This is a genomic window from Streptococcus parasanguinis (assembly GCF_000963275.1).
Lineage (GTDB): Bacteria > Bacillota > Bacilli > Lactobacillales > Streptococcaceae > Streptococcus > Streptococcus parasanguinis_B.
This window is the reverse complement of sequence record NZ_JYOW01000001.1, coordinates 1,561,422-1,573,621: the sequence shown is the minus strand read 5'-3', so window position 1 is coordinate 1,573,621 and position 12,200 is coordinate 1,561,422. Positions and strand designations below refer to the sequence as shown.

Genomic DNA, 12,200 nt, shown 5'->3' with positions numbered 1-12,200 from the left:
AGAAAATTCGGTATGATAGAAGGAATAAAAGATTGGCGAGTGAAGGAAGCGAGAAAATGGTAAAGGTACTGAATAGAGTCAAAAAACTAATCTTTGTAATGATTGGTGTTGGCTTTTTATTGATTTTGTCTTATAGGACTTATATCTCTATTTATATAAAACCATATACGTTTATTGATTTGAAAGAAAAAATTGTCGATTATGATTTTATTGAAAATGGGAAGGTTATCATTACAAAATGGGATTATGAAAATAAACTCGATTATTATATGACAAAGAATAATGGGGGTGTGTTACGATCTTATCCAATTGTTGGGAAAACGAAAATTGTTAAAGAATACCACAAACTAAAGGATATTAATGATATGAAACATAATATTCCGAATGGGAAAGAGTATTGGGGTATTACTATATACAATATAAAAAATAAGAAATTAACTCCTAAGGATTATGATCTTTTTAAAATGACTCGTGAATACAACAAATCATATGTACCAGATAGAATTGACAATGTTATCTATATTAGTAATGGCAAAGAATTGTTGGATATATACTTAAAAAGTCCTAAGGATCATTATAAGAAGGACATTATTAAATCCATTGATTTACAATCAGGGAAGGTAATTGATCAAGGTGATACAACGGAAAAAGAGGTTGTGAATGATTCAACCAACTATATTTCATTTTTACCTATTCATGAGCAGCTAACAATGGCTGATCGTAGGATCTCATTAGATAAAACCAAAAAATTTCCTGAACCCGATGCTGTAATGTTTGATAAGTACCCAAATACTAAAGATTTATTTTCCGAAAATCATTCTATGATAGGGATTTTGGTAGATAGACCTAGTGTGGATACGAACATTCCTATACTTCAAATTTTAGTGAATCCAAAAACGAATTTATTTAAAAATGTTACAATACCAGCTGAGTATTCTATAGATGGTCAAGAACATAAGATTCATTCCTATGATGAGTTTAAACAATACTACAACGGACAAGGTGGGGAATCGGCTGAATGAAACGAAAGGTGAAATAATTGTGAAAAAGATATTTTATTTACAAATAATAACCATTTTATTAATTGTTACAGGTTGTAGTACGAATCATAAGGAATTAAAAGCGTCAAATAAACATTTTGATGACTACTATTTATATAATCCCAAAGCAGATATTAAAGATTTTCAATTTTTCAATGATAAAAACGGGCTTGTGGTGGAATGGAAGTTTGATGAAAATGAACAGAAGGAATCTCTATCTGCAACAGGAAATGTGGAAAGAATTAGAGCAAATTCAAATTTTTTGATTAGACAAAGGGAAAGAGTAAGAGATTTAACTGCTAATAAAAAAATGAAATCAGATGAATATTTTTATTTAGATATTTATGATTTAAAAAATAAGAAACTCTCAAAAAAAGAAGTAAATTTATGGAAGATTCTGGTGGATTATATTGGTAATGATGATTTTGAACTTGTGAGTACGTTACCAACTATTCAAAAAATAAATGGGAATGACTATTCTATTATTAAAACCCAAAAACAAAAGAAATATCACTTTTTCATTTTAAATCTTAAAACGTTAAAAATTGATGGAGAAAAAACGGAACAAGAATTGAAAGAAAAAAATAGAGTTTATTTGACTATTAGCACAAGTGATAGTGGTGATGCAGGTGTCTATCCTTATGATAATAGTTTTTGGAAGGATAAATCTTATAAAGGAAATATCAATTTAAAAGAATCAAATCTTACTGCATTTGAACTCTTTTCAAAACCAGATGCTTTTGCGTATAAAGTGATCAATTCTGAGAATGGTGCCATTACGAATGGGAAAGAACTGATTGACCTTGAAACAGGATTTTTAAAACAAGGTGTTTCTGTATACGATCATGCACATCTACCTGGAAAATTTAGTATTGAAGGAAAAGAAACGAAAATTTCCCATTTCGATGATATCCAAAAATATTATAACGGATTACTAGATCCGAATTGATTTCTGAGAGTATTTTGATAAAAAATAATAGAAGGAAAGTGAGAAAAAGATCGTTATGCCATTAATGATTAATTTAGGAATATGGGAGAACAAGAATTACCATTTTGATTTGGAGGAAAAAGTCATACTAGAAGAGACATCTTCTCCTAACTACTGGTCTTATGTACTGCTCCCTATTACATTATTTATTATTAACAAAATTTCGGATGAATTAGCGGAGGCTGGAATATTTGACAATCAGTTGGTCCGACTTGGAACGATTCCGATTTTAGGTGTCTTCTCCTACTTCTTAGCTGCGTGGATTATTCGATATTACCATGCAAGCCTGAAATTACAGCCATCCAAGTTGGATGAGGATCAGTGCAAGAAGTTAATCAAGTCATTAAAGAGACGGAAGGTGTACTTTACATTTCTGGTCAATCTTTTTAGGTTCCTAACTGTAGCCGCTATTCTTTTGTTTGTCATCGGAAATGAAACTATTGCAGCACTCTTTTTGATGATTAGTTTTATAGTGATATTTATGTTCAAATTTGATTACCAACTTCATAAATGGAATGATATGATAGAGACTATCTCCCAAGAAGTGGAAAATGGTGAGTAAGAAAGATTTGATAGCTTTTAATATTCTTAAAAATAGGAGGTAGAAAAATGCCAGTATATATCATACTTCTTTTTGCAATAGGAGGCGGGTCTATCTTTTTCCTGACTGTTTTTTTCATCTACTCCTACATTTCTAAGCGTTTTGCAAGAAGGAAAAATCTAGCAACAGAACGGGTTGATGGTATTGTTGTTGGGTATGCATATGCAAAACAGGTGATTCCACCAATTGTAGAATATATTGTTGATGGAGTAGCATATAAGAGACAATTAGAATACCGTTGGACCGTGGTGAAATCGGCCCCGTGGATGAGTCGGAAGGCGGTAGCTAATACACCGGATCTTTTAAGTGAAAATTTAGTAATTTCTAGAAATTCAATGGTCTCCTATACAAACGTTTTAGAAGAAGCCTTTCCTAAAGGATCCACCATGACTGTCTGGTATAATCCTCAAAATCCAGAATAATCTTATGTTGAACGTTTTTGTAATAAAGATAAACTGTATAAAAAGTTAGCTCTTCTCTTTCTTGTTCTCTACATCATTTTTATGATCGTTTTTGTGACACTTACTATTTTATCTATAATATACAATTGGAAGGCTAATTAAGATTTTAAAATATAAGGGCAGTAGGAATCGTTTGAGTCTTTCATTGGTCCTTTTTCAACCTTTTTTCTTGTGTTATAATAGAGGTCAATGATTCAGAAAGGAGTGAGAGAGTGGAAAAAGATTTTTGGCAGGGGGTGAGAGACGCGCTTCCGACGGCTTTGGGCTATATCAGTATTGGCCTGGCTTGCGGTGTGGTGGCGTCTCCCTATCTTTCTCCTTTGGAGATGGCCTTGATGAGTATCTTGGTCTATGCTGGGGCGGCCCAGTTTGCGATGATCTCTCTGATTGCGGCTCATTCTTCAATATTGAATATGGCTTTGATGGTGTGTTTGATCAATCTCCGTAATATGTTGATGAGTCTGCATACGTCGTCTGACTTTAAGGATGCTAGCCTTGCTCATACCATCGGGATTGGAAGTCTCCTGACCGATGAGAGTTATGGGGTCTACTTGAGTGAGAAGTTAAAAACGGACACCATTACAGTTCCTTGGATGCATGGGAACAATCTAGTAGGCTATGTGGCCTGGATCAGTGCGACAGTTATCGGAACAGCTCTAGGATCTCTCCTACCTGATCCAAAGGCTTTTGGGCTTGATTTTGCTTTAGTGGCTATGTTTATTGGGATTTTTGCAGCCCAGTTTCAAGGAATGCAACTGACAGAAAAGACCAAGACCATGCTCATGGTGCTGTTAGCAGTAGCAGTGAGTTTCTTTCTCTTACTCTTTTTTGTTTCGCAACCACTAGCAGTGCTAGCTGCGACCTTGATCGGCTGTTTTGTGGGGGTGGTCTGTGATGCGCGTGAATAGTTCTATCTTCATGGCCATTCTGGCCTCAGCACTCGTTACCTGGATTCCTCGGATCTTGCCCTTCCTCTTGGTCAAATACAAGGGACTGCCGGCTCCTGTGACCCGCTTTCTCAAATACCTGCCCATTTCCATTATCTTTGCCTTGGTTTTATCAAGCTTAGTAGATGGGAAAATTGGAAGCCTCCCGCAGTTTCACTGGTTGGATCTAGTAGTGACCATTCCCAGTCTCTTTGTAGCCTTTCGTTACAAAAACCTTATGGGAACCGTTTTGTTTGGAATTGTCTTGATCGCCCTATTACGATTGGTGTTTTAAATGGAAAAATATGTTACAAAAAAATTACAATTGTTACAAAAAACTTGATTTTTGTAATAATTGGAGTATAATGGGAGTCAGAAAGATAAAGAGGTGATCGTATGAAAAAATCAATCTTCCGTTGGAGTGCCGCTGTTCTGGTGGCTGCTTCACTTGGTCTAGCTCTCGGTGGTTGTGGTGCTAAGGATAAAAAGACAGCTACCTCATCCGCAAAAGCATCTACCAGCAAGGTAGAGAAAAAAGCCAAAAGTAATAGCAAAAAGAGTGCAGCATCTTCCTCTCAGGCAAACAATACAGCTAGCTCTTCGACTCAAGCCAGTAGCGCGACAGCTTCAAAAGACTCTGGTAAGACTGAGAATGCGTCTACTACGACGCAAGCTACTGTCCCTGCAGAATTGGTGGGAACTTGGGTAGGATCTAGCCCACAAGCAGATGCGATTAAAATGACAGTGGATGCCAATGGAAATGTGACAACAGTGGTTAGCTTCAAAAATGATAGCGAACCGACTCGGACAGCGACCTATACAGCAAGAGCTGTCAAAGCAACTGGAAATATCTACTATTGGGATTCAGAAGGATTGGATGGAGCTGATGCCTTGCTTCCTGGGATCACAGGTCTAGGTGTAGCTGACTTCCGACTCGAACCTGGTTTTATCTTGGAAGAAGGACACTATACACCGATTGTTTTCACAACGGCTACCAATACACCATTTGACTACAACAAATACAATGATTTCCGTTTTTCATTAACCAAAGAACAATAAAAAGACGAACTCGATGGAAAATCGAGTTCGTTTTTTTAGTAATGAGGGCTCCCTGCTACCCAACCAGTGCAGAGGGCGGATGTAATATTAAAACCGCCTGTATGGGCATTGATATCGAGGACTTCTCCTGCAAAGTGGAGTCCAGGGACGAGCTTACTTTCTAGGGTTTTCGGATTGATTTCTTTGAGGCTGACACCGCCCTTGGTCACAAAGGACTTGGCTAGAGACATCTTCCCGGTGACGGGGATAGGCAACTCTTTGATCTTTTGAATGAGCTCTTCTGTCTGAGGAGGAGTGAGTTGCTTGGCTTTTTCAGGGAATCCTTGCGCCAAGAAATCAGCTAACCGTTCAGGAAGTAGGGCTTTGAGGCTATTTTTAATGGCCTTTTCTCGATGCTCTTCTAGAAAGTCTTTTAACTCTTGGGAAGAAGTGATCGGAAGGAGGTCCAGAGATAAGATTTCCCCGCCTTTAACAAAGCTGGACATCCGAAGGGCTGCAGGGCCAGAAAGTCCAAAATGGGTAAAGAGAAGGTCGTGTGTGATGATGTGTTTGCCGTAGCTGAGGGTCACATCTGTCAGAGAGATCCCTTGGAGGGCCTTGTGTGGAAAATCTGTCAAAAGAGGGCTTTCTGCCGCTTCTAGATCTGTAATGCTATGTTTGAAGTGGCGGGCAATTTCGTGTCCGTAGCCAGTAGAGCCGGTAGAAGGGTAAGATTTTCCTCCAGTCGTAACGATCAGCTTATCAGCTGTCCAAGTGTTTTCAGATGATTTGACGATGAAGACGTCTTCTGGCTTGGTGACAGAGACCACTTCACAGTTGGTGGCAATGCTAGCACCAAGCTCAAGAATCTTATTTTCTAAGGCTTGAATAATGGTGCGGGATTGATCACTAGCAGGAAAGACCCGGCCATGATCTTCGACTTTTAGCTCGACGCCATTATCGGTGAAAAATTGGATGATATCATGATTATCAAATTGGGAAAACACACTGTAAAGGAAACGGCCATTTCCAGGGATACCGGCCATCAAATCGTCTAAGGTCCCGTTGTTCGTGACATTACAGCGACCTCCTCCGGTACCTGCAAGTTTTTTACCCAGCTTTTTATTTTTTTCGATCAGCAGCGTAGGTTGGCCATAAGAGGCGCTGGCAATGGTCGCCATCATACCTGCTGGGCCACCACCGATGACAATGGTGTGAAAATGAGTCATGTCGTTCTTCCTTCTCTTGTTTTTTCATGATTTGCTTTGTCCATTATATCATTTTATGGACGGCTTCGGAAATGAAGGAATCAAAAAACAAGCACCTTTCGATGCTTGTTTTTGAATGATTCTTTGATCAACTCATTACATGATTCCAAGGAAGTAACGGATGAAGAAGAAGGCAAGGACAGCACCAACAAATGGAGCAGTACCTGGTACAAGAAGACCATATTGCCAGTCGTTGTTTACTTTATCTTTGATTGGCAAGATTTGGTAAGCGAAACGAGGTCCAAGGTCACGCGCTTGGTTCATCGCGAAACCTGTAGTACCACCAAGACCCATACCGATAGCCCAAACGATCAAACCAACAGTGAATGGAAGCATTGCTTCGTTGGCATGTTCAGCAGCCATGATAGATGTCAAGAAGATAAATGTTGCGAACGCTTCGACGAAGTAGTTACGTGGAAGGTTACGGCAGTTAGGGTTTGTAGAGAAGATGTTACGGATAGCAACACCATCAATTTGACCTTCAGAAATCTTGAAGTGGTCAGCATACATAAAGTAAGCAATCAAAGCTCCAAGGAAGGCACCGATCATTTCAGCGATTGCAATTGGGAAGAATTGAGCGATTGTCAATTTACCAAGAAGGACTTTAAGCAAAGCCATTGCAGGGTTCATTGAAACGCCGCCAAAGACAAACAAGCAGACAGTGATACCGAATGCCCATGTAGTAATCGCAAATAAGTGTCCAGTTCCAGCATATTTTGTTTTCTTCAAAACGTCGTCACAGTGTACGCCAACCCCGAAGATAATCATCAAAGCTGTACTCATAACTTCTGCAAGTAATTGATGTGTCATGTTAATAAATGTCTCCTAAATTAATAAATATATTTTTGTAATTGGTGATAAACTTCTTGAATCGGCAACTGCATCTCCTTAGCAATACGCTGACAGTCTTCGTATTCAAGAGTCTTCTTAGTGATGGATCCGTACTGATTGATTTTAACCGTAACGGTACCAAATTCTGTATCGATTTGTTCAAATCGACGTTGCATGACCTTGCGGTCAACTTGTTGGTATCGAAAACCAATGGTACTGGTTTCTTTGAACAAGAGGGTTGAAAAATCTTCTAGCTGGCTAGTTTGAATCAAAAGTGTTAACTCAAAACCAGGACGATTCTTTTTCATAACGATGCTACGATAGTAGATATCCAAAGCGCCAGCATCCAAGAACCGATTTAGAATATAAGCCAGTTGTTCTGGTGTTTGATCATCAATCGTTGTAGTTATTTCAACGATGCGATCATCGGTGTGATGGACGATGGTCGTGCTATGTGAGGAGTCTTCCATCAATAGCGAACCGCGTAAAGCATTGAATTTTCCGGTATCTCTTTTACCAAAGCCATAGCCGACACTTTGGATGGCAAAGTGGGATGGGATCGGTTCAAAGATCGGGTCCATTGCTTTCAAGAGAGCTAACCCTGTTGGGGTGATCAACTCTGTTTTGACGGTGAAGTCTTGAGTGATCGGAATGGTGGTTCCCTTTCTCAACTGCATGACAGCAGGAACTGGAACCGGCATTTCCCCATGGGCAACTGAGATCGTCCCACTTCCCTCCGTGAGAGGAGTGGAGTAGACTGTGTCGATCCCGAGCGATTCCACTAGGATGAAAAAGCTAACGATATCGACGATCGAGTCAATGGCACCGATCTCGTGGAAATGGATCTGCTCAACAGGCATGTTGTGCACAGCTGCTTCAGCCTTTGCAATGTCAAGAAAGACTGCAAGGCTCCTATCTTTCACAAAAGGGCTCAACTGAGAAGCGACAATCAAGTCGTGGATGTCTGCATAACTGCGGGCATCCACATGGGAATGTTCATGTTCATGATCGTGATGGTGTTCATGATCGTGATGGTGTTCATGATCGGGATGATGTTCGTGATCGTGATGATGTTCGTGATCATGATCGAAATCGCCTTCAATCCCCGTATCTTTCTCCCCGTGGTGAAGGTGAACATCAAAATCAGTTCCCCAGATAGCGCTTTTTGCGATACGATCAACATGGAGGTGGAAACCATCGACTCCCAGTTTTTCGAGTTCGGAGCGAAGCAAGGTGACGTCTCCCCCAAGGTCAACCAATAGACCATTGAGCATATCGCCACTTATTCCAGAAAAAGGTTCTAAAAATAGACTGGTCATTCGTTTTCCTTTCGATTGTGGTTGAGTCGGTTGATCATACAAGCCGAATAAGCTGCGCCAAATCCATTGTCAATATTGACGACGGTGACTCCAGAAGCACAGGAAGTCAGCATACTCATCAAAGTCGTAAGTCCTTGAAGATTGCTTCCGTATCCGATACTAGTCGGCACGGCAATCACAGGCACATCCACAAGCCCTCCAACAACGCTGACAAGAGCTCCTTCCATTCCAGCGATGACAATGACCACGCTGGCTTTTTGGATCTCATCTAAGCGTCTAAAGAGGCGATGAATACCGGCAACCCCTACGTCATAGATCCGGTGGACCGCGTGGCCAAAAGTCTCTGCAGTTACAGCAGCCTCTTCGGCAACAGGGACATCACTAGTCCCTGCCGTCACAACGGCAATGTAGTGCTCCGCATCCACCTCTTCTTTTTTAGAGTTGAGAACGAAGCAGCGAGCTTCTGGATAATAATGGCCGTTAGGAAAGAGCTGAGAAAGAGCCTCTCCCTTTTGGAGAGAGACCCTAGTTGCAAGGATCGGCAATTCTTTTTGTAAGAGGAATTGCATGATGCCTTCCATTTGCTCAACTGTCTTTCCTTCGCCGAAGATGACTTCAGGGAAGCCATTGCGACGTTGCCGGTCAGTATCAATTGCTGCATACCCTAGTTCTTTCACACCGTTAATTTGCTCCAGTGCATCCTCTACAGAGAGATGGCCAGCTTGCAAGTCACGGAGTGTTTGTTCTAGATTTGGTTGAAAATCCATGGTAGATTCTATTCAACAACGACAGAAAGTCCGTCGCGGATAACTGTTACTTTCGCATCTTTTCCTTCACGAGCGAAGGCTTTTTCAAGCGCTTCGTCAAATGAAGTTGCAAGTTCCATGTGCATACCTGTGATCAAAGCAGGATCGACAAGGTCAGATACAAAGATAACATGGTGGTGTACCAAAATACGAGCCAAGATTTGAGAAGTCCATTGGTCTGGAACAGTTTCCAAACGAGGTGTATTGATAGCTTGTTCCAAGAAATCTTTTGGATCTTTGACGTCAGCAAGGTTACGATAGAATCCTTCTCCACCGTGACCATCTGCACATCCAGCTACCATGATGATTGTTCCGCCTTCTTTGTTAGAAGCTTCGGCTGCAGTCATCCCTTTAACAGCTTGGTAGATGTTTTGGTCAAGTGGGAAACCACCGTTTGTTGAAATTGTGATGTCGCTTTCGATCTTAGACACACGTGCCAAGTCTGCAACGAAGTCACAACCAACTTTGTGGGCTTCAACCATGTCCCCAGCGAAAGATCCGATGATGTGTTTTTCGCCGTCCAATACAACGTTGACGATGAAGGCCAAGTTTGCAGTACGAGCAGCGTAAAGCATATCTTCGTGGATTGGGTTGTGGTCAAGGTTACCAGTACGTGCCTTATCAGAATTGATGAAGTCACCTGAGTGGTTCGCCATGATAGTTTTGTATGATGCGATACCTGGAAGGACTGATTTACGTCCGCCTGAGAATCCAGCAAAGAAGTGAGATTCGATGAATCCTTCTGCTAGCAACAAGTCAGCTTCAGCAGCGATCTTGTTGATGATACAATCACCACCTGAAGGAAGTTGACCGATTTTAACCATGTCGTCGTCGTTTGTTGAAATGTGCATAACGATTTCTTCATTGTCAACGATTTCTTGGCCGTATTTGTTGATCAATTCTTCACGAGTTGAAGGACGGTGGAAACCAGTAGCAACCAAGATACGCACGCGTGCATCAGGGTTAACTGAGCGAATACGACGCAAAATGATTGGAGTGATGATGTGAGAAGGAACGGGACGAGTGTGGTCAGAACTGATCAACACGATGTCTTTTTTGCCTTTAGCAAGTTCTTCCAAAGTAGGGCTGCCGATAGGGTTGTCCATTGAACGTTCAACAGTTTCTTCTTCAGACAGTGGGTTATGGAAGTTTTCCGCCTTAGACTCTAACAATCCTGCAAAGTTTTCGTCTGGAATCTTTGCAACAATCGATTTTTTGTCGTACGGTAATTTAATTTCTACCATTATTTGCGATCTCCTTTATTAATACTGATACTTATAGTATAATTCTTTTTTAAAAGAGGTGTGTGCCATTTGTTGTCAACAAATGATGACATAAAAAAACAAGAACAGGTGTATCATTAGTGTGATTTCAAGAAAGAGCAGATGGGGAGGAAAAACCGTCGTGAATTCAGAATTTTTAGTGAAATTTTTGGAAGAGAGGCGAACGCCGATCGTCAAGAAAAAATACCATAGTTACCTCTCCTATCGTGGGATCAAAGAGGATTACATCTACATCTTGAAAGAAGGTGTGGTCAAGACAAGTGTCATCATGCGTGATGGGCGTGAGTTTAACTTTTCCTATCTAAAAGCCATTGACATTGTCTCTTTGATTCGTGATGAGGTGTCCAACTATACAGACTCACCTTTCAATGTGCGAGTGGAGACAGAAGAAGCAAGTTTTTATCGTATTCCTCGGGTCAAGTTTTGGAATTTTGTCAAAGAGCATAAAGAGCTGCAGGACTATGTGAGGGACTATTATCGTAATAAACTGTCTGAAAGTATGGAGTCTCAGCAGTATATGATGATGAATGGTAAAAAAGGGGCGGTTTGTTTTCATTTGCAAAAACTAAGCAGTTTGTTTGGTGTGGAGCAAGAAGACGGCGTCTTGATTGATTTCAACATTACCAATGAAGATATTGCCGGTTTTTGTGGGATTTCGACGCGAAACAGTGTCAATCGCATTCTCAATGAATTAAAACGAGAAGGTGTTTTGGATATTCGACAGCAAAAGATCGTGATTTTGGATAATGAACGGATTGAAGAATTTATCGGAAGGGAGCTATTCTAAGATGGCAACAGAAGCACAAACCAGAAAAGAAAAAGAAGAAAAATTACAAGATATTTTACGAAAAATCGGAAAGGTAGCCGTTACCTATTCAGGTGGGATTGACAGTTCTTATCTCTTGAAGGTGGCCTTAGATACCTTGGGACCTGACAATGTTATTGCGGCCGTCGTGAACTCTGAGATGTTTTCAAATGAAGAGTTCGATCTAGCGCTCGACTTGGCTGATCAGCTAGGAGCACCTGTGCTTGGTCTGGAAATGAGAGAATTGAGTGATCCACGGATTGCTGCCAATACGCCCAATATTTGGTATTACACCAAACAATTGATGTACCAAACTATTAAGGATTCAGTTACAGAACTGGGCTTTAAGCAATTGGTGGACGGCAATATTATGGATGATATCGACGATTTTCGCCCTGGTATCAAGGCTCGGGACGAAGCGGGTGTCCGCAGTGTCTTGCAAGAAGCCGGCCTCTATAAGACAGAAATTCGTCAATTGGCCAAGGAAAGAGGGGTCTCCAATTGGAATAAGGTGCCATCTTGTAGCGTTGCCTCACGCTTCCCATACGGAGTGAAAATCACTTCAGAAAATGTACAACGGGTTTTTGAAGGGGAAGAGTTCCTTGTAGGACTTGGCTTTGAGCAAGCCCGTGTGCGTGTGCATGGAGACTTGGCGCGCATCGAAGTGGAAAAAGACCACCTGCTTAAAGCCATCCAACTGCATGACAAGATCAATGACTACATGAAAAAAATCGGATTTACCTATGTAGCCTTGGATTTGGCTGGATATAAGTACGGCCGGATGAATGATGCATTGGATGAAAAAACAAAAGAAAAAATTATGGCAGGTTAAGC

14 protein-coding genes are annotated in these 12,200 nt (G+C 40.8%); 9 read left to right on the top strand and 5 right to left on the bottom strand.

The annotated features are described in order from the left end of the window. The first annotated feature begins 56 nt into the window (after window positions 1-56). From TZ97_RS07605 to TZ97_RS07575, 7 genes are all read left to right on the top strand, one after another. The gene (locus tag TZ97_RS07605; RefSeq protein ID WP_045759936.1) at window positions 57-1,022 is read left to right on the top strand and encodes a hypothetical protein; all 966 of its coding nucleotides are present in this window, start codon (window positions 57-59) and stop codon (window positions 1,020-1,022) included. A gap of 19 nt (window positions 1,023-1,041) precedes the next feature. Further along, window positions 1,042-1,989, top strand: coding sequence for a hypothetical protein (locus TZ97_RS07600; RefSeq protein ID WP_045759935.1), 948 nt, complete (start codon window positions 1,042-1,044; stop codon window positions 1,987-1,989). Window positions 1,990-2,044: 55 nt separating this feature from the next. Next, window positions 2,045-2,590 (top strand): hypothetical protein, encoded by a 546-nt coding sequence (locus TZ97_RS07595; RefSeq protein ID WP_045759934.1) that lies wholly within the window; start codon window positions 2,045-2,047, stop codon window positions 2,588-2,590. Window positions 2,591-2,637: 47 nt separating this feature from the next. After that, window positions 2,638-3,051, top strand: coding sequence for a hypothetical protein (locus TZ97_RS07590; RefSeq protein ID WP_052690154.1), 414 nt, complete (start codon window positions 2,638-2,640; stop codon window positions 3,049-3,051). A gap of 251 nt (window positions 3,052-3,302) precedes the next feature. Beyond that, window positions 3,303-3,998, top strand: coding sequence for an AzlC family ABC transporter permease (locus TZ97_RS07585; RefSeq protein WP_045759933.1), 696 nt, complete (start codon window positions 3,303-3,305; stop codon window positions 3,996-3,998). Beyond that, window positions 3,985-4,311 (top strand): AzlD domain-containing protein, encoded by a 327-nt coding sequence (locus TZ97_RS07580; protein ID WP_235287923.1) that lies wholly within the window; start codon window positions 3,985-3,987, stop codon window positions 4,309-4,311. The genes TZ97_RS07585 and TZ97_RS07580 overlap by 14 nt, the downstream gene beginning before the upstream one ends. Window positions 4,312-4,412: 101 nt before the next feature. Continuing rightward, window positions 4,413-5,075 carry a hypothetical protein gene (locus tag TZ97_RS07575; RefSeq protein WP_045759932.1) on the top strand — a complete coding sequence of 221 codons (663 nt, stop codon included), beginning with the start codon at window positions 4,413-4,415 and terminating at the stop codon, window positions 5,073-5,075. A 35-nt stretch (window positions 5,076-5,110) separates the two neighbouring features. Here the strand turns inward: TZ97_RS07575 and TZ97_RS07570 are convergent, their stop codons facing one another. From TZ97_RS07570 to larA, 5 genes are all read right to left on the bottom strand, one after another. Continuing rightward, complete coding sequence (locus TZ97_RS07570) at window positions 5,111-6,283, bottom strand: BaiN/RdsA family NAD(P)/FAD-dependent oxidoreductase (RefSeq protein ID WP_045759931.1); 1,173 nt, start codon at window positions 6,281-6,283, stop codon at window positions 5,111-5,113. Window positions 6,284-6,418: 135 nt separating this feature from the next. After that, complete coding sequence (gene larD / locus TZ97_RS07565) at window positions 6,419-7,132, bottom strand: D/L-lactic acid transporter LarD (RefSeq protein ID WP_024056458.1); 714 nt, start codon at window positions 7,130-7,132, stop codon at window positions 6,419-6,421. Between the two features lie 20 nt (window positions 7,133-7,152). Beyond that, complete coding sequence (larC, locus tag TZ97_RS07560; protein ID WP_045759930.1) at window positions 7,153-8,472, bottom strand: nickel pincer cofactor biosynthesis protein LarC; 1,320 nt, start codon at window positions 8,470-8,472, stop codon at window positions 7,153-7,155. Continuing rightward, the gene (gene larB, locus TZ97_RS07555) at window positions 8,469-9,239 is read right to left on the bottom strand and encodes a nickel pincer cofactor biosynthesis protein LarB (protein WP_045759929.1); all 771 of its coding nucleotides are present in this window, start codon (window positions 9,237-9,239) and stop codon (window positions 8,469-8,471) included. The genes larC and larB overlap by 4 nt, the downstream gene beginning before the upstream one ends. An 8-nt stretch (window positions 9,240-9,247) precedes the next feature. Beyond that, window positions 9,248-10,522 (bottom strand): nickel-dependent lactate racemase, encoded by a 1,275-nt coding sequence (larA, locus tag TZ97_RS07550; protein ID WP_045759928.1) that lies wholly within the window; start codon window positions 10,520-10,522, stop codon window positions 9,248-9,250. 160 nt (window positions 10,523-10,682) lie between these two features. Here larA and TZ97_RS07545 point away from each other — a divergent pair, with 160 nt between their 5' ends. Together TZ97_RS07545 and larE are read left to right on the top strand one after the other, a co-directional pair. Further along, window positions 10,683-11,348 (top strand): Crp/Fnr family transcriptional regulator, encoded by a 666-nt coding sequence (locus tag TZ97_RS07545; protein ID WP_045759927.1) that lies wholly within the window; start codon window positions 10,683-10,685, stop codon window positions 11,346-11,348. 1 nt (window position 11,349) lies between these two features. Further along, a complete protein-coding gene (larE, locus tag TZ97_RS07540) occupies window positions 11,350-12,198 on the top strand; it encodes an ATP-dependent sacrificial sulfur transferase LarE (protein WP_045759926.1) in 849 nt (282 codons plus the stop codon). Window positions 12,199-12,200: the final 2 nt, after the last annotated feature.

Coding starts and splice junctions, on each gene's coding strand:
- TZ97_RS07605 (WP_045759936.1), top strand. CDS start 57: ATGGTAAAGGTACTGAATAGAGTCAAAAAACTAATCTTTGTAATGATT.
- TZ97_RS07595 (WP_045759934.1), top strand. CDS start 2,045: ATGCCATTAATGATTAATTTAGGAATATGGGAGAACAAGAATTACCAT.
- TZ97_RS07590 (WP_052690154.1), top strand. CDS start 2,638: ATGCCAGTATATATCATACTTCTTTTTGCAATAGGAGGCGGGTCTATC.
- TZ97_RS07580 (WP_235287923.1), top strand. CDS start 3,985: ATGCGCGTGAATAGTTCTATCTTCATGGCCATTCTGGCCTCAGCACTC.
- TZ97_RS07575 (WP_045759932.1), top strand. CDS start 4,413: ATGAAAAAATCAATCTTCCGTTGGAGTGCCGCTGTTCTGGTGGCTGCT.
- TZ97_RS07570 (WP_045759931.1), bottom strand. CDS start 6,283: ATGACTCATTTTCACACCATTGTCATCGGTGGTGGCCCAGCAGGTATG.
- larD (WP_024056458.1), bottom strand. CDS start 7,132: ATGACACATCAATTACTTGCAGAAGTTATGAGTACAGCTTTGATGATT.
- larC (WP_045759930.1), bottom strand. CDS start 8,472: ATGACCAGTCTATTTTTAGAACCTTTTTCTGGAATAAGTGGCGATATG.
- larB (WP_045759929.1), bottom strand. CDS start 9,239: ATGGATTTTCAACCAAATCTAGAACAAACACTCCGTGACTTGCAAGCT.
- larA (WP_045759928.1), bottom strand. CDS start 10,522: ATGGTAGAAATTAAATTACCGTACGACAAAAAATCGATTGTTGCAAAG.
- larE (WP_045759926.1), top strand. CDS start 11,350: ATGGCAACAGAAGCACAAACCAGAAAAGAAAAAGAAGAAAAATTACAA.